General features: G+C 50.0%; 16 protein-coding genes. 1 reads left to right on the forward strand and 15 read right to left on the reverse strand.

The window, feature by feature from the left end; translation table 11 throughout:
* Positions 1-118: 118 nt before the first annotated feature.
* The 14 genes from lacZ to C8J48_RS12245 all read right to left on the reverse strand — a co-directional run bounded on the left by lacZ (position 119) and on the right by C8J48_RS12245 (position 14,976).
* Positions 119-3,262 (reverse strand): beta-galactosidase, LacZ type, encoded by a 3,144-nt coding sequence (gene lacZ / locus C8J48_RS12185; protein ID WP_107727190.1) that lies wholly within the window; start codon positions 3,260-3,262, stop codon positions 119-121.
* Positions 3,263-3,290: 28 nt separating this feature from the next.
* The gene (locus C8J48_RS12190) at positions 3,291-5,216 is read right to left on the reverse strand and encodes a glycoside hydrolase family 127 protein (protein WP_107727192.1); all 1,926 of its coding nucleotides are present in this window, start codon (positions 5,214-5,216) and stop codon (positions 3,291-3,293) included.
* A 637-nt stretch (positions 5,217-5,853) separates the two neighbouring features.
* The gene (locus C8J48_RS12195; protein WP_107727194.1) at positions 5,854-7,548 is read right to left on the reverse strand and encodes a choice-of-anchor I family protein; all 1,695 of its coding nucleotides are present in this window, start codon (positions 7,546-7,548) and stop codon (positions 5,854-5,856) included.
* Between the two features lie 548 nt (positions 7,549-8,096).
* Positions 8,097-8,732, reverse strand: coding sequence for an N-acetylmuramoyl-L-alanine amidase family protein (locus C8J48_RS12200; protein WP_245891141.1), 636 nt, complete (start codon positions 8,730-8,732; stop codon positions 8,097-8,099).
* Positions 8,733-8,866: 134 nt separating this feature from the next.
* On the reverse strand, positions 8,867-10,024 hold the full coding sequence (locus tag C8J48_RS12205; protein WP_107727196.1) for an RNA-guided endonuclease InsQ/TnpB family protein: 1,158 nt from the start codon (positions 10,022-10,024) through the stop codon (positions 8,867-8,869).
* Positions 10,008-10,304: a recombinase family protein gene (locus C8J48_RS12210; protein WP_107727198.1), complete on the reverse strand. Its 297-nt coding sequence runs from the start codon at positions 10,302-10,304 to the stop codon at positions 10,008-10,010. Before C8J48_RS12210 ends, C8J48_RS12205 begins: the two co-directional genes overlap by 17 nt.
* Before the next feature lie 269 nt (positions 10,305-10,573).
* The gene (locus tag C8J48_RS12215; protein WP_107727200.1) at positions 10,574-11,119 is read right to left on the reverse strand and encodes an RNA polymerase sigma factor; all 546 of its coding nucleotides are present in this window, start codon (positions 11,117-11,119) and stop codon (positions 10,574-10,576) included.
* Between the two features lie 256 nt (positions 11,120-11,375).
* The gene (locus tag C8J48_RS12220; protein WP_107727202.1) at positions 11,376-11,702 is read right to left on the reverse strand and encodes an antibiotic biosynthesis monooxygenase family protein; all 327 of its coding nucleotides are present in this window, start codon (positions 11,700-11,702) and stop codon (positions 11,376-11,378) included.
* The gene (locus C8J48_RS12225) at positions 11,692-12,225 is read right to left on the reverse strand and encodes a GNAT family N-acetyltransferase (protein WP_245891142.1); all 534 of its coding nucleotides are present in this window, start codon (positions 12,223-12,225) and stop codon (positions 11,692-11,694) included. Before C8J48_RS12225 ends, C8J48_RS12220 begins: the two co-directional genes overlap by 11 nt.
* The gene (locus C8J48_RS12230; protein ID WP_170105439.1) at positions 12,222-12,779 is read right to left on the reverse strand and encodes a GNAT family N-acetyltransferase; all 558 of its coding nucleotides are present in this window, start codon (positions 12,777-12,779) and stop codon (positions 12,222-12,224) included. Before C8J48_RS12230 ends, C8J48_RS12225 begins: the two co-directional genes overlap by 4 nt.
* Before the next feature lie 53 nt (positions 12,780-12,832).
* Positions 12,833-13,003, reverse strand: coding sequence for a hypothetical protein (locus C8J48_RS18785; protein ID WP_170105441.1), 171 nt, complete (start codon positions 13,001-13,003; stop codon positions 12,833-12,835).
* A gap of 191 nt (positions 13,004-13,194) precedes the next feature.
* Complete coding sequence (locus tag C8J48_RS12235; RefSeq protein WP_107727206.1) at positions 13,195-13,587, reverse strand: VOC family protein; 393 nt, start codon at positions 13,585-13,587, stop codon at positions 13,195-13,197.
* A complete protein-coding gene (locus C8J48_RS12240) occupies positions 13,584-14,252 on the reverse strand; it encodes an HAD family hydrolase (RefSeq protein WP_107727208.1) in 669 nt (222 codons plus the stop codon). The genes C8J48_RS12235 and C8J48_RS12240 overlap by 4 nt, the downstream gene beginning before the upstream one ends.
* Positions 14,253-14,277: 25 nt before the next feature.
* On the reverse strand, positions 14,278-14,976 hold the full coding sequence (locus tag C8J48_RS12245) for a DUF3891 family protein (protein WP_170105443.1): 699 nt from the start codon (positions 14,974-14,976) through the stop codon (positions 14,278-14,280).
* Between the two features lie 163 nt (positions 14,977-15,139).
* Here C8J48_RS12245 and C8J48_RS18945 point away from each other — a divergent pair, with 163 nt between their 5' ends.
* Positions 15,140-15,475, forward strand: a complete 336-nt coding sequence (locus C8J48_RS18945; RefSeq protein WP_211316623.1) for a hypothetical protein — start codon at positions 15,140-15,142, stop codon at positions 15,473-15,475.
* An 86-nt stretch (positions 15,476-15,561) separates the two neighbouring features.
* Here the strand turns inward: C8J48_RS18945 and yfkAB are convergent, their stop codons facing one another.
* Positions 15,562-16,704: a radical SAM/CxCxxxxC motif protein YfkAB gene (gene yfkAB, locus C8J48_RS12255; protein WP_342748247.1), complete on the reverse strand. Its 1,143-nt coding sequence runs from the start codon at positions 16,702-16,704 to the stop codon at positions 15,562-15,564.
* Positions 16,705-16,734 lie beyond the last annotated feature (30 nt).

Here is a 16,734-nt window from a genome sequence, read left to right on the forward strand (position 1 = left end):
ACTGTATGGGACGGGGTGATGGTGATGCCACACCCCTGAACTTGGGAGTTGTTCGAAGCAGAAATGAATTGAGGGCGTAACTACCCAAGAATCCCACGGTTTTAGCCGTCTGGAATGGTCAATCTTTCGCTTCTATCCCCGCAAGGGTAAAGGAGTAAGAATAGGAACGATTAGCATATAGCGTAAACTCCGGATGAGTTCTCGCTCCCCAACTATCGTCTCCGCCGACTCCCATCTGTTTATCGTTGATGCGGACAACCACCTGATCGCTTTGTGGCAATTGATAACCGTGACTGGCCTCCTCCAGTTGGGATGAGGTATAGGAAAGCGCATTCAACTCTACCAGCGGTAAGCCGTTAATCTTAAGCCCGATTCCGTTGTGATCGGTTATGGTCGCCCAGCGGACATCAGTCTTATTGCCACATTCCTGCGGTTTGAGGTAAGGAACGTATTGATCCTGAACCGTTCCGCGATAGACACCGACCTTGGCCCCAGTGGATCGGTCCCAGTAGGTCTCATGGGGCCCTTTTCCATACCAGGCGAGCTGGTTAAAGGCTCGATCCATGGTAAATAGAAGCCCAATTGCCGGAATTTCCGGGAGATTGGCACCCGGTGTCAGCACGTGTTCCACTTTGATTTGCCCATCACCGCTGATCAAATATTGAATACGGCAAGCGGAGGATGTCGTTGTCGGTAGCTGGTAATCCACCACAACCGTTACAGTATGTGTCGTCCGCTCATAAGCAAAAGATTGCAGTTGACGATTTTCCCCTGCTTCTCTCCAGGTCCCACTTCTTGCTGGCAGATTGTTGCCACGGTCATTATCCGTCATCGCCCGCCAGTAATAAGGGATGGGTGCCGAATGGATCAGCTCCACACCTTTAAAGGTATACGATTTTAGATCACCGCTCTCTTTCTCAAAAGTAGCGGCAAAGTCATCCCCCTCAACAACAAGGGTGCTTTCATCATCGCTGGTGCGAATGGGTTTCGGTTTGCGCTGTACCGCCTTACCTTTATTGCGGGCGGGAGGGATGATAAACTGTTCAAAGGCGATTTCATGCCCTTTTTCCGCCCAAAGAGTCGCTTGTTTTAGCTGGAGGCTAAGCGTAAGGATCACTTCGTCTTCCGGCTTGTGTGCTTGTGGTGATGAATAAGGGAGTTTGATCTGTTGTGACGTTTGCGGCTTCACATCCAACTCCTTCAAACCGGATTCCATCACTTCGCCGTTACGGGTAATTTCCCACTTGAGTCGATATTGGTTCAGGTTTGTAAATAGGTGTTTGTTGATCACCTCTAGGATGCCTTCTTTCAGCTTAACCGCCTGAAACTCTACATTTTGATAACACTTCTTCACCTCAACTAATTTTGGTGAGACGGATCCATCCGCAAACAGCAAGCCATTTCCGCAGAAGTTCCCATCGTTGGGCTCATCGCCAAAATCGCCGCCGTATGCCAGATACTCCACTCCCTCCGCCGTCTTCGCCAGTAAGCCTTGGTCGCGCCAATCCCAGATAAATCCCCCTTGCAAAATGGGATAACGGTCAAACAAATCCGTATACTTAAACAAATTTCCACAGGAATTGCCCATGGCATGGCTGTATTCACACAGAAGATACGGCTTCGGTTTCTCTTCCTTCCCTTCCGCCTCTTTTGCATATCGCTCCACTGCGTCGGGACGGGTATACATGGTGCTTTCCATATCAGAGGCGGCTTCAGATGCTCTATAATTGGCAACCCCTTCATAGTGGACGATTCTTGTCGGGTCCTTCTCCGTTAAATGGGCATGCATTTTAAGAAAGTTATCACCGCCGAAGGCTTCATTCCCCAGGGACCAGATTACGACGGATGGATGGTTTTTGTCCCGTTGCAACATGGAATTGCAGCGATCGAGCACATTTTCCGTCCACTCTGGCTTACTGCCAGGGATGGCGTCCCCTTCTTCCTGTTGACCATAACTCCAGGTCCCGTGTGTCTCTAGATTGGTCTCATCGATCACATACAGCCCATACTGATCACACAGGTCATACCACAAGGGATGGTTGGGATAGTGGGAAGTACGCACCGCATTGATATTGTACTTTTTCATAAGCTGAATATCGTGAACCATATCCTCATAACCGATGGCGCGCCCTTTATCCGCCGCAAATTCGTGGCGATTCACCCCTTTAAACAGAATCGGTTCGCCGTTGATTTGCATGAGGCCGTCTTTGAGTTCAAAGGTGCGAAAGCCGACACGACAGCTTTCCGTTTCCAAGAGATTTCCCTTTTCATCGCTCAAGCTGAAGACAAGGGTATATAGATGGGGATGCTCTGCGCTCCATTTCAACGGATTTTCCACAAATGAAGCCAGGTTGACTACCGCTTCGTCCTTTCCATTGAGGTCAATCACAACCGTCAGCGGTGCATCTCGAACCGGTTTCTGCGCTTGATCCAGCAGTGTCGCCTCTAAGGTAACCGGACCGACGTTCTCTTTGCCGTAATTGGTCACCGTTGCTTCGATTTTTAGCTCTGCATGTTGATACTGCTGATCCAGCTCGGTACAAACAAAGAAGTCATAGAGGTGGGTCGTTGGCGTGGAATACAGATAAACATCGCGAAAAATCCCGCTCATACGCCAGAAATCCTGATCTTCCAGCCAGCTGGCGTCGCTCCACCGATAAACCTCCACCGCCAGCTTATTCTCTCCTTTTTCGAGAAAAGGGGTGATATCAAATTCCGCTGGGGTAAAACTGTCTTCACTATATCCGACCAAGTCACCGTTTACCCATACATAAAACGCGGACTCAACCCCTTGGAAGCTGAGATAAACCGGCTGATCGTTCCATTCCTCTGGAATGGTAAAAGTGCGAATATATTGGCCGACGGGATTATATTGGGTAGGGGCAAATGGAGGTTTTATGTCCTCTTTTCCCTCCCATGGGTAACGGATATTGGTATAGTGTGGATAATCATATCCCTGCAATTGCCAATGGGCAGGGACCTTGATCTCGTCCCAGTCGCGATCATCAAAATCGAGTTGGTAGAAGGATCGATTCCGTTTTTCCGGATTTTCTGCAAAGGCGAATTTCCAGGAACCGTTGAGAGAGCGATAAAAATCAGAAGCGGTGCGATCCCCTGTTAACGCTTCTTCCACCGTTTTGTACGACATCAGGGTTGCATGGGCAGCCATGCGGTTTTGTTGAAAAATGTGCGGATTGTTGTTCCACTCGGGATAACCGTTTTGCGGCGGCGCGTAAGCAAACGTTTTAGACGTTTTCAACATGAAGTCCTCATTCCTTTCGGAAAAGGGTTTAGCATTCACGAATCCATACCAACATTTCACCAGGCTCGCGGTTACACCAGGCATAATAGGGAATCGCCTTTATCGATGCGGAAACGGAATCAAGCGGGGCGGGACGGTAGAGCGCATGCTCCCAACCGGAGGGATTGGAACGAACCCCATTTCCGGAAATGACCGCTACCCCTCCCAATAAATCCGCTTCAACCTGAACGGTTAATTCCTCATTTACCGGGAGGCAGAGATCGGTTAACGTCGGACCGTTGTCCACTTCTTCCAAACAATAGACGAGCGGCCCCCGTTGCAGTGCCACTTTACCGGCGTTTACACGGACATTGGGATTTGCATAAAGACGCTCAACCGTCAGCGGCAGTCTCCATTCAAGCTGATCCCCATCCGACCAGCGGCGGTTGATTTTGGCATAGCCATTTACGGACTCCCATGTGACCGTCTCGCCGTTGATCGTAAGTTGAGCTCCCTGGCACCAGGCTGGGATGCGCAGGGCCAAGGTAAATTTAGCCGGCTCCGGCACGGAGACCGTCAACTTTACGTCCTCGTCCCATGGAAGGGAGCTTACCTGCGTAATCCGAACACGTCCACCTGATAACTCCGCTTCGGCTTCACTGCTGATATACAAGTGTACATAGATTTCCTGATCATAATAGGAATAAAGATACTGATTTAGCGATGCCAGCAACCGGGCAATATTAGGCGGACAGCAGGCACAACCGAACCACCCCTGGCGCACCGTTTTCACATGGTTTTTATCATGGCGATGATGACACGCTTCCGGCCACACCTCCAGCGGATTCACATAAAAATACGACTTCCCGTCTTCCGCCATCCCGCTGAGGACGCCATTGTACAACGCCCGCTCCATCACATCGGCATAGATGCTATTCGGTTCAATCTGTAACATCCGATGAGCCCAAAAAACGAGACCGATGGCCGCACAAGTTTCGGTATAGGCGTAATCATTGGGTAGATCATAATCGATCGTAAACGATTCACCATGGCTGCTGGACCCTACACCACCGGTGATATACATTCTTTTTTCCGTCACGCTTTTCCATAGCGTTTGACACGCTTCCCACAGCGTGTGATCCTCAGTTTCCGCAGCTACATCCGCCATACCCGCGTATAAATACATCGCTCTCACCGCATGACCGACCGCATCCATTTGACTGCGAACAGGGAGATGCGCTTGATGATATTCCAGATCTTCTTTTCGTCGTTTCTCCCCTCGTCGCTCACACTCTTCTAAGAAAAACGAAGGATCTTGCCCTCTTTCATCAATAAAAAATCGGCTAAGATCTAAATACTGCTGATCCCCTGTCGCATGATAAAGTTTTACCAGCGCCAATTCAATTTCTTCATGGCCGTCATAACCTTTGAGCTGCCCTTCCCCGTCACCAAATACAGATGCGATATAGTCAGCAAACCGGCATGCGATATCCAGTACTTTTCTTTTTCCCGTCGCTTTATAATACGCGACGGCACCTTCGATAAAGTGTCCGGCGCAGTACAGCTCATGATTGTGTATTAAATTGGTCCATCTTTTACCCGGCTCCTTGACGGTATAGTACGTATTGATATAGCCGTCAGGCTGCTGTGCCCTCCCGATCAGGTCGATCACTTCATCCGCCCTCTTCTCCCACTCGGGGTCAGGCTCTGTCTGTAAGCTATATCCGACCGCTTCCAACCATTTATACAAATCGGAATCCTGAAAGACAAAACCGTGATAAGATCCTTCCAGTTCTCCGGCGGCTATTTTAAAATTGTCGATACAGCCGCTTTTTTCTACGCCATCGATTTCATCGTTTAACGCCTGCCATTGATACGGAAGAATGGCTTGATGCAACAGCTGCACGCGAGGGGACCAAAAGGAATCTTGCAGGCGGACATGATTGATTTTTAGCGGGGTGAGTTTTCGTAACATCTCGGTATTTCCTCCTCGATTGAAAACGGTTACATTTCTGTGGTTTGAAATAGACTCAGCACGACAGGGTAACTGCTCAATCATCAAGATAACGCTTTGTCGATTACATCCTTCACCCGGCTTCGCTCTTCTTCAACCCCTTGTAGGCCATTCACCTTTTTACTTACACTCTCTTGCCTCCACACCTGAAGAACAGGAAGACTCACCCTCTATTGTACGTACAAATACAAGGCTAATAACTCCCATTCATCAGTCTAATCAGTATATTTAATCTAATTTCCTATACTATATCAGCTCTTTTTCTTTTGTTCAATGCGCAATTTTGGCCATTTAAAGCAAAAATGATCGCTCTAGATAGTTCCTTAAACGGGTAAATCGCTAGTATTTAAAAAATCTTATGTACGTACAAGTTGGATTGCGTAAAAAATAAAGGGAAGGTGGTTATCCAATAAGCAGCTCTGCTACGGAGCTAAAGAGGGATAACCACCCTAAACATTTCATAATACGTTTGTCAGCGGCCTCAGACACCGCGGTCATCACTTGACTCCGTGAATACCCCACTGGCCGTGGCTTCGTCTGAACAGGCCCGGGCGGAAGAAACTTTCCCGACTTCCTTAATCACTGTTGCGGGTTGCCTTTACTTCTCCTGAATTGAAATGGCTGCGACGGTACCGGAAACTTCATTGGCAACCAAGAGAATCGGTTCTCCAGTGGGGCTTTGTTCAGCCGAGAGGAAGGCCAAACCTTCCGGTCCGACGTCACCGGCTTCAACCGAAGTCCCCTTTTCAAAGTCACGGCTATTAAAGTAGGTAACAAAGCGCGGTTTTTGCGGTTGGCTCAGATCGTATACCATAACGCCGCCCACCCGTTCCAGCCCAACAAAGGCGTACAACTTCTCACCTACTTGACCGACGATGGCGCTCTCCGGTTCAGGCCCTTTGTCATCACTGCGCGTATCAAAGGAAGCTTCGTTGTTGTTGGAGTTAAAGTACTGCGGAAGCGCATCAGCGATGATGCGTTCAAAATCGCTACCGCTGTCGTATACCCGCTTTAATTTTTTATCCGTCACTTCCCAAATGGAAAACGAACGTCCACCGAAACTATAGAGAGCTTCATAGACACCCTCTTTTTCTCCTTCGACGGCACTGACGGTCAAGCGGCCCAGCTGATCATCCTCCAACAATCCCTCTTGCAACATCCGATCCAGTTCCTTCTGGTTATACCCCGCATAATGCTTGGCGTTTAAGCGAATTTTCGCCCCTACCTTATCCGGGTTAACGAGGTCTTTTACCCGCGCTTCCTCGGAGAAGCCATCATAATCACGAGCATCCCCTTCATTAGCGGTAATCAGATACGTTTTTCCCTGTACCTGAAACAGTTGGAACCCGTCCGGTTGATACATACCCAACACCGGCCAGTTACGGATATTAATGCGCCCGTCTTTGTCGGAAGCATCCAGCTCATTCCCATTGACGGAATGGTCCTTGACACCCAATCCATACACACGGGTAAATGCTTCGTTTTCCAAATCCAGTGCAGCGATCGCATTGTTTTCCTGCAAGACGACGTAGGCAGTTTTACTATCCGGCGTCACTTGAATATATTCCGGCTCCATATCTTGAGCAAAGGTGGCCCCTTTACCGAAGACGCGCACATCTTGATCAATTTGTGAAGGCTGGAGATCGTTAAATCCGACGGTATTTACCGTCGCCTGCTCCACACCGTTCGAGACATCGATAATGGAGACAGAACCCTCCGGATCGATAGTATAGTCATCGCTCGGCTCCCCTTCATTGGCGGAGAGCACTTTGGTTCCATCCGGGGATACGGTCACCATATCAGGGAGAGCACCCACCTGAACATGGTGGAGATAGCGACCCTCCGCATCGACAAACACAACCACACCGGCATCCGTTTTCGGCTCTGCCGGCATCGCCACCGCTGCCCATTCTCCCTCGGGATGTACCGTTACACTGGTAATATCACTGGGTTGAAATTCCCCTAAATCAAAGGATTGCAATGTGATCCGTCGCTTCTGCTTCCACTGAGCCCCGTTCTCCGTCAATGCGGTTAGATCCAATACATCAACCGCTTTGGCCGCTCCGTTGACGGAATAAGCCAGTTGGTGGCGGGTGTCAACAGCGACGATTTCCGCACCGCCATTATCAAAATCGGCACCGCTGTAATAACGCTTCAATAAGTCCAATTGCAGCTTTTCCGTACCCTGTACCAAACGATCCTGTTGCTGCGGTGCCGCTCCTGCCCAATCGGCAGCAGGCAGAATCAAACTAAATATGGTTACCGCCGCAATCGCTCCCATCCATTTTTTCACTATAATCCCTCCTTGTATCGTCAAGCTCCATTCAATAGGCTCTGTCTGTTCGGCTGAATCAGCTCAACAAATGCAAAATCTTCGATTGAATGAAAGTATCACTTTATCGTTTGATTGTACGGAAGGATTGTTAAAATCAAGATAAGATTTGATGTTGAAAGAGTTGACAGTCTCCATGTCTAGAGGATTCTCGGGATTTCTCCGTAACTGCGGAAACGAATCAAACATAGACTGGGGTCCCCACAGTGATCAATCGCAACCCTTCTTGCAAGATATTCTTTGCTGCTTGACATCTCAAATATGAGGTTCGTTGCCCCTGGATGTGTCGGTTCGCTTCCGTTTAGCTTCTTTATTTCGTCGTTTCGATATCCACAACTGGAACAACGCCGGTCGAATGGGGATATCCCGAAACATGATCAAGAGTTACCGTTGCAGTTGCACAAAAAAGGCGGGGCAACGCCCCGGCCTGTTTGTCCCCGATCACATTTCACTCCCTCCACCCTTTCCCATCACCGATTTCTCCTGAACCCTGGGTGAAGGAGAATGTTTTATTTTTCCCCATCTTCATGGGGCTCACCGTTGGCGAAAACAGCTACTTTCTCCTCTTCTGTGACCGCTAAGCCATAGGATTGCGCAATTCCTGCTCCAATCGCATTGGATAGGTCCTGAATAAAGGCGCTATTGTTCAACAAAGCGAGGTCCGCCGCCGTATCGATAAACAAGTTTTCCAGCAAAATCGCCGGCATGGCGGTTGCGCGCAGGACGTAGAAGTTGGCCCGTTTTTTTCCGCGGTCGCGTACACCATATCGTGGCCCAATCGTATTTATCACAGAAGCGTGGATTCGATTTTGTGCATCAAAGGTGGGCTGAGAAACCGTGCCGTCGTAGATGAAGCTTTCAAAGCCCGTTCCTCCCCCTGCATTGATGTGAATGGAACAGAAGTAGTCAGCCCCATTGGCATTGGCCAGGTTGGCCCGTTGTTCCAAGCTGACCGTAGCATCAGTGGTGCGGGTCATCAACACCTGTGCGTTGGTATTGGCTTGGAGCCAATTACGCACCCGCAACCCGATATCCAAGGTATACGCCTTTTCCTGATAACCCCCGTTTACCGCCCCCGGGTCACTGCCTCCATGTCCGGGATCAATGACGATTTTTGCCATGCTACCAGCTGCTACTAAAAACATAGAAAAACATCCCTATGTCTAGATTTTTCCTGCTTCAACGTGTCCCGTCTCGCCAAAAGCTCGCTACTGCGGTTCGTATGACACTCCACAGGCGTAAATTCCCGTGTAGCCCACGGTACATATAGGCGTGCTCGTTAGGTGAGCACTGCATATTCGCGCGCTTGCGCTAAATTCATTGCTGCATTGACATCGCGATCGCCTTCATAGCCGCAGTGGTCGCAGTGAAAAATCCGCTCAGACAGCGAGAGTGTGACCTTTTTTGCACCACAGCATGAACACAATTTACTCGAAGGGTAAAACAAGGCAACTTCACGCAATTGGATTTTTCTCTTTTGACAAGCTTGGATGAGTTTCTGTTTAAAGTCGTAAAACCCTTGAGCGGCAATCGCTTTCGCTAAATGTCGGTTGCGCATCATGCCGCGCACATTCAAGTGCTCGATGGTGATGGAGGCTGGCTTGGTTTTCACCAGCTGGCTCACCACCCAGGCGCGGTACGCTTTGCGCTTATTGGCTAAGCGCTGATGTAGCTTTTGCACGCGCAGGATGTTTTTTCTGATGTTGCTTCCACCTTCAGTAGCAGGCTTTTCACCTCGCTTCTTTGCTTCATATTTACGAGACAACGCGCGCTGGGCGCGCTTCAAACGTCGCTCGCACTGTTTGACTGTGGAAGACTGGTTTATGTTGCGAAATGTTTTCCCTTCGCTTGTAAAAGCGAAGCCTTTAATGCCAAGATCGACACCGATTCCCAAGCCATTGGGTTGAACGTCAATGGATGTTTCTTCAACCTCAACGAGCACCGAAATATAATACCGATCCGCCTTTTTCGTCAGCGTGCAACTGACGACTTTGGCGTTTGTCGGGATATAGCCGTACTCTTTCAGTCTCGTCCATCCAAGGGTCGGAATTTTGATGCGATGACGTTCGACAAGTAAATCGCCTTTGTTGTTTTTTGGAAAATAGGCACCTGTCTCTTGGCGCTGTTTTTTCTTCAAGCGCGGTCGCCGAGAATGCCCGTGAAAAAAGCGGTTGAAGGCATTCTGGGCGTTCATAATCGCTTTTTTCCTCGCCTTGCTCCCGCACGTTTGCTTGATCCACGGTAATGTTTTGCTCAGCTCGTGGTTGACGTATTTGTCAAAGTCGTAGCCGCTCATAAACGGCTTCCCTGCTTGGTGACGCTCGAAGTTCATGGCCAAAAAGCGGTTGTACAAAAAGCGGCAGACGCCGATCGTCTGGGCGATTTTGCTGCATTGTTCCGGAGTTGGGTGCAGTTCTGTTTTAAACGCGCGCAACATCTTGATCTTCCTTTATTTTTTTCCTGTCGTAGCCAAAGCGAATGAACCGATCTTTGTGAGCGATGATGATCCGAGTTCCCTCGCGTTTACTCGCTTCATCCAACAACTTGTTCCAGTTTTTTCGATTGTCGTTCAGGCCGCTGCCAATATCGCTTATGACTTCGTCAACAATCCATCCTTTTGCGTTGGCGAAATCACGCAAAAATGTTTCTTGGTTGTACCAATCGTTTGCTTGACCTCGATTGGAAACCCTCGTGTAAATGCCCGTCTTTCCGCTCATTTCTTTGTCAAAAGATGCCCCGATGTACGCAAGATACTGTTCATACGTGCAATACCTTCTTTCTGTCGGGGTTGTTGCTGTAGTCAGCAGTATGAATAGCTACTCCCTTCCGTTTGCTTATTTCATATCATATGAGGCGGTACACATTTACAATTTTGTCTGCCCTAGCCTGGGTTAGCTGCTAAAAAGATTTTCCGATGTCCGTACAGCAACTCACCGGAATCGATAACCAGCTATTTTCCCTTTTGTCGCAACCACTATAGGGTTCCTTAACTTGATTGCATATACCTCTGTATTTTGCGAAGGGCACGGGAACGGGTACGGCTGACGGCTTGTTGCGATACCCCCTGGAAGCGAGCAATGTCGGTATCGGTCCAGCCATCGCGGCAATGAAGCAGTAGGGTGCGTTGTTGCTGCTCGGTCAACTGTCTCCACGCCATATCCAAGCCGGGATGATTCCACCCTGTTCCCACCTCTTCCGGCTTCAATGCAAACGGATCCGGCCGATTCGCCCCCCACGTGTTTCCGTCTTCGTCCATCGCTTGATCCCATAACAATGGAAAACGGCTTCTCCTTCTCCGTTCTTGTGCTAGATAATCGCGGGCCCGACGACGAAGGCGTCGCATACAATAGCTTCGCCACTGCACTCCGGTCACATAGTGAATAAACAGTCGCTCCAACTCTTCCACCCGTACGGGGTCAGGATTAGTCCAAACTTGATCCCACCTCTTACGGTGTTCTTCCACTGCTAAAAATCGATCCAGCCATGGCGAAGTAGCAAAAATCCGCTTATCCGACTTACTGATTGAAACCATCCTCTCCTCCCCCCTCTTTTACACGAATAACAGGAACATTTGTTCCTATATTAGCACAAGCCCGACAAAGATGCCAGATTTATTTTTGTGAAATTTTAAAAATAGATAAAGACGCCCACGTATGGGCGTCAATCAAACGTCCTCTTTTTACACCTTTCAGCGGTGGGTTGATAAAACGCCCTAAACTCGGGAGCGGTCCAAAACAGATAAGGTCTGAGTATGCAAATTCACAAGAATCCGCCTTAGGCGTGTAGAGTCAACGTTTTCCATAATCCCGTTCAACTAAGCATACACGGGTGAAAAACTGATCATACCATTCCGTTCTCCCTTTATCCTGTGCCACTTTGTGTCTACTGTCTTCTTTCCAACGACGGATGGCCTCCTCCGAATCCCAATATGAAACAGTGATTCCAAATCCCACGGCATCACGGGCGCTCTCCACACCGAGAAAGCCGGGTTGTTCCTGGGCCAGTTTCACCATTTGTTCCGCCATTTTCCCATAGGCTTCCGTCCCTTTGTCAGAAAGCTGAGAGGTAAAGATAACGGCATAGTATGGCGGTTTCGGGGTTGGACTAATCGGCATGTTTTCCCACTCCTTCCCTCCATTCATCCTCCAACAAACCCATCACACACAGGTTCCAATACTTCTCTCCCACCTTGCGGGCGTGACGCAGTAACCCCTCCCGGCGGAAGCCCACTTTTTCGTAACAGGCGATGGCGGAACGGTTAAAGTCAAATACATACAGGTCCAAACGGTGCAAGCGCAGCTCTTCAAATCCAATACGCACCACTTCGCCCACCATCGCCTGGCCCCATCCGCCCCCACGCCGATGGGGATCCAGAAGCACACGGGATACGGTGGCGGAGCAATTTTGTAAATCAATCTGATTCAGTTCCACATGACCAACCATCTCATCACGATCCGGCAACACCGCCTTAAAATTGCGGCGAAACACCCCTTCTTCTTCCACATGCCGCAGAAATTGCGTTTCGTCCAAGGGAAAACGAAACTTGGGACCCGCCCATTGCAACAAAAATTCCGGTGAATCCGTCCACTCAATCAGACGCATCCAATCCTTCGCCTCCATCGGTTGCAACCGAATCAACCCCGCCCTCTCCTCTCTCGCCACTCCCCAGCCAAAACGGCATATATATATACATCTTCATAGCCGTGATCATGCTTTAGCCATTGGCGCAAAAGCCCTTCGCGCTGCATCCCCAGCCGCTCCATCACCAAGCGACTGCGATCATTGGCAAGAACACAGCGCGCTTCGATGCGATTAATCCCGCGCTCCTCTACCAAATAATCGATGATAGCCGTGCATGAACGGGTAATCACTCCGTTTCCTTCCGCCTCTTGGCCAAGCCAATAGCCGATCTCGGCATTGTTGTTCATCTCCCGAATCGAATGGGGACCGACCACTCCCGCCAACTTTTTTCGATACCAAATCCCACAATTGAGACTGGTGCCGTCGATAAAGCCCTGTAGTGCACCTTGAATAAATTTCTCACTATCCGCCGGTTCCCGAGTGGTCTCCACCCATGGAAACCAACGCTGAAGTCGTTCCCGGTTAACATCCACCAGCTGAAACAACGCGTTTGCATGATGTTTTTCCAGTAATCGCAGTGATAATTCCTCATCGATCCGTTTCTCAAACACGCCTCTCTCTCCCTTTTTGAGCTTGATGAATCCAATCCAACCAAATCGGGTGCTTATGCGGGTGGCAAGCGATCAGATACGGCTTTTCCCGCATCCCGGTTACCAAATCGCCATCCTCTCCCAGCAATCTGAGTACTAAATCGCTCCCGAGCCATCGACCCAGCCGCTTGCGCCGCTTTTACGGCAATGGTCGTCGCCTTTTCCAGCTGATATTCGTTCGCCACACCCTCACCCCTCAGCAAATAATTTTTTCCATTCTATCTGAAGTTGACGTCCTAAACAATCATTATTGAGGGGAAAAATCAAAATTTCGTGGTATGATCACGACAAAAAAGGACGATAGGGACTACAAACCCTCTATCGTCCTTTTCAAATCTAACAAGAGGACGAACTGGGCGACCCCGTCCTCTCTCAATCACCGCCAACTTTTCATCCGTTCATGTAAGCTGCCGGTGTACAGTTCCCATTGATTCCCGTCCGGATCGAGAAAGTTGATCACCTGGCCTCCGCCGCGTTCCATCGGTCCGCGTACAATGGAAACACCTGCCGCTTGTAGCGACTGAACCGCTGCCGGAAAATGATCATCCGCGATGGAGAAAGCGATGTGATCCACTGCCAACACTTGCGCATCATGGGGACGAGGGTTAGTAATCTGAAGCAGGCAGATCCAGACCCCTCCCCATTCCAGATAAGCGTCGGTACGCCCCCGATGAACCAGCTCCATTCCCAGAACATCCCGGTAAAACGACAGCGAGCAGTTCAAATCGGACACCCGCACCGTCACATGGTTGATACCGGTCACTTTCATGAGTGCCGGACCGCCGCCATCCGCGCCGCAAAAGCTTCCAAATCCAGCTCCGCCAGCGAGTGAAGGCGTTCGTCCACCTCACCGAAGGTCATTCCTGCTGTCACTTCATTGGGCACTACGATGCAGGCCAGCCCCGCCCGCTTCGCTGCCAAGGCGCCGTTGGGGGAGTCCTCCAGAGCGACGGCCGCTGCCGCTTCTACGTCTAGCTTTTCTACCGCCAGTCGATAGAGGGCGGGGTCCGGCTTCGAACGTTCCACATCGTCCCGTGTGCAAATGACATGGAAGCGATCCAACAATCCCAGGTTGGAAAGATGTCCCGTCACCCACTCCCGCGTTGAGCTGGTAGCCAAACCGATCCCCCACCCTAGGCGCCGGGCTTGATCTAGGACGGATACCACCCCTGGACGCACTTGTTCACGGGCGATCCCCTCCAAGTGATCGCGACGCCGCTCTTCCATCAGCGTAGGAATATCCAGTTTTGTTCCTACCAGTTCCTCCAAATGGGCATATGGATCAAAGGTGCTGTCGGAGCTGCCGATCACCTCCTGCCAGCGTTCCGCCGGCAGTTCCACTCCATGGTCGCGATACAGCTTCTGAAAGCTTCGATACTCATGACTCTCCGTATCCAGAATCAGTCCGTCAAAATCAAATACAACCGCTCTCATCGCTTCCCTCTCCCCAAATCAGTTTCTAAACGCTGGTCCCACTCTGTATCGTAATCACATTGGTGCCCACCGTCACCGGTTGGCCCGCTTCTGTCAAACGCTCATACGGGATACGGACAGTAAAAGAAGAGGCAAAGGGATTGGGCTCAATAAAAAGGGTATCCCGTCCCTCCCAGCTTGGATTGAGCCGTTTTCCCTGAAAATGAAAACCTTCCTGATACCAAGGATGGCGATTTTCACCGGGGGGATTGAGACAGAGAAACAAGGATAGATCATCGCATAATTTTAACAGTGCCCAATCACTGGCCAAACGGGAACGAGTCTCTTCATCCAACTGCCGTTTCAATCGCTCTTGCCGCTTTTGTTCCTCTGCGAGAAACCGGCGTTCCGCTTCCCCTGACGCGTTTATAAAAAAAGAAGTATAGTGTCTGCTACACAGGCAGGCCGCATATGGGTCTCGTGCCTGCACCCAGCCAACCCCGCTCTGGTAGGCGTCAATTTTTGCTTGCATCGGATAATCCTCAAACGTGTACGGTTGTCCGGTTTTTGGGTTCCATGTAATCGTTTGATCTAAGCTTTCCCAACCCACATCATGGTAGCGAATGGCAAACAGAACAGAGGACGAGGGACGCTCTTTCCAATGCTCGGCAAAATCCCCTGACACCCATCCATGGTCATGTTGCCGAATCAGATCCAACCCGTCTTCTATCTTACGCAGGATCATGCTCTCCCCCCCTTGTAACAGCCCCATTCTCTTTCACCATAACGGATTGACGGGTCCTTTTCCATACCTTTTTCCAAAAGAGATCAAGTAGGACAAACAATATCAGTCGATTGATACATATATTTAGTGGCGTAGGCATTTGACCGACAAAGGAGGTTGCCTGATGACCGACAAAGATTTTGACCAATATCAGGAAAAAGAAAAGAAGGATTCACAAGAATTTGGAGCCCCCTTCCCCCACGGATATGAATGGGCACATCCCGCCGCCAGCCAATACGGTTACGGTTACGGATATGATCCCTTTCCCCAAGCCCAAGTGCAACAGTTTCCGGATCAAGGGCAGGATGTAAACGTGTCAGATCGCCGCCGTGTCTATCCACCCTACTACCCCCCTTATCCCATTCACTATCCCTATTATCCGTCTTATCAGCCCTATTCGCTTCAGTACCCTTATCCGCCCTATCCACCCTATCGCCCCTATCCGCCTTTTCCGTATTAAACCCGATCATGGCGCAAAAAGATCCGGGCGTTTACCCGGATCCTTTTTGTTGCCGTCTCCGGCTTCTTCCCTTTTTATCATTGGGGTTACTTTACGAGTATGTGCTCATCCAGGGTAACCTGTGCCCGACGCTGTTGAAAATTCCAGTCCCGGTAGTATGCATCCGCCACCAAAATATTGGGGCCGGTACAGCGGGCAGCGGGACAGAAACAGTGATGCCGTTTGGCCATGGGATGTTCCAACCAACGTTGGAATACCTCATCCAAGCGATCGTGATCCACATTGCCCAATGGAGGCACATCCCCAAAGTCGGTTACTATCACATCGCCGGTAAACGCATTGATATTGAGACGGTTGCGTCCATCGGGGTCTTGGCGGATCGTTACATTCTCCTCCTGATGTAAACGAAGCCAGCACTCCCGATCGGCAGCATGATCGCTACAAGGATAAAAAGGAAGCGTGCCAAACAAGATCCATACTGCTGGATCGCGCTGCTCCACTAGTTTAAGGATTACTTTCCGGAAATCATCCAACGAAAGCAAATCCATTCCCTGGGCAAAGTCGCTGGGATACAACGGATGTACCTCATGGCGGCAACAACCCATCGCAGCAATATCCCGATGCATCTCCGTGATATGCGGCGCAGTAAAAGGACTGAGCAACGTCTCGGCAGATACGAATACACCTGCTTGCGACAACGCCTTGGCATTATCCACCATCCGGTTAAACAGCGCTTCCGCTGCGGCGGGTGTCACCTCCCGCCCGTATTTTTCAAAGGCGATGCGATGAAAATCGGCTGCATCACGGTAATTATAGGAGATATGTAAAACGTCCACATCTTCGATCCAACCCTCATAGCGGGATAGTGGCAATGTTAGGTTGGAGTTGATTTGGGTATACAACCCGCGGGATCGAGCATAACGCAACAAGGGGCGAATCGTCTCTTTGAAGACTTGCGGATTTAAGACTGGTTCTCCCCCGGTGATGCTAAGCGTCTGTAACGTATCCACTTCATCTACGCGGCGGATCAGTTGATCCACCGGCAACGAAACCCCTTCCTCCCGTACCAACATCTCACCGACGGCACAATGTTCACAGCGCAAGTTGCACAGTTGTGTGACCGTGAATTCTACACTAGTTAGCTCATAGCGCCCCTTTTCTTTCCGTGTAAACCAAGGATCCCACGGATCCCACGCCGGTGATAACGATTTTTTTTGTTTCAGTTGCATCATGTGTATCCCTCGTCTCCCTTTCGACAA

This window comes from Desmospora activa DSM 45169, assembly GCF_003046315.1.
GTDB lineage: Bacteria > Bacillota > Bacilli > Thermoactinomycetales > DSM-45169 > Desmospora > Desmospora activa.

Excerpts from the sequence above, each read along its gene's own strand:
- lacZ (WP_107727190.1), bottom strand. The coding sequence starts at position 3,262 with ATGTTGAAAACGTCTAAAACGTTTGCTTACGCGCCGCCGCAAAACGGT.
- C8J48_RS12190 (WP_107727192.1), bottom strand. The coding sequence starts at position 5,216 with ATGTTACGAAAACTCACCCCGCTAAAAATCAATCATGTCCGCCTGCAA.
- C8J48_RS12200 (WP_245891141.1), bottom strand. The coding sequence starts at position 8,732 with ATGTTTTTAGTAGCAGCTGGTAGCATGGCAAAAATCGTCATTGATCCC.
- C8J48_RS12205 (WP_107727196.1), bottom strand. The coding sequence starts at position 10,024 with ATGTTGCGCGCGTTTAAAACAGAACTGCACCCAACTCCGGAACAATGC.
- C8J48_RS12210 (WP_107727198.1), bottom strand. The coding sequence starts at position 10,304 with ATGAGCGGAAAGACGGGCATTTACACGAGGGTTTCCAATCGAGGTCAA.
- C8J48_RS12215 (WP_107727200.1), bottom strand. The coding sequence starts at position 11,119 with ATGGTTTCAATCAGTAAGTCGGATAAGCGGATTTTTGCTACTTCGCCA.
- C8J48_RS12220 (WP_107727202.1), bottom strand. The coding sequence starts at position 11,702 with ATGCCGATTAGTCCAACCCCGAAACCGCCATACTATGCCGTTATCTTT.
- C8J48_RS12235 (WP_107727206.1), bottom strand. The coding sequence starts at position 13,587 with ATGAAAGTGACCGGTATCAACCATGTGACGGTGCGGGTGTCCGATTTG.
- C8J48_RS12240 (WP_107727208.1), bottom strand. The coding sequence starts at position 14,252 with ATGAGAGCGGTTGTATTTGATTTTGACGGACTGATTCTGGATACGGAG.
- C8J48_RS12245 (WP_170105443.1), bottom strand. The coding sequence starts at position 14,976 with ATGATCCTGCGTAAGATAGAAGACGGGTTGGATCTGATTCGGCAACAT.
- C8J48_RS18945 (WP_211316623.1), top strand. The coding sequence starts at position 15,140 with ATGACCGACAAAGATTTTGACCAATATCAGGAAAAAGAAAAGAAGGAT.
- yfkAB (WP_342748247.1), bottom strand. The coding sequence starts at position 16,704 with ATGCAACTGAAACAAAAAAAATCGTTATCACCGGCGTGGGATCCGTGG.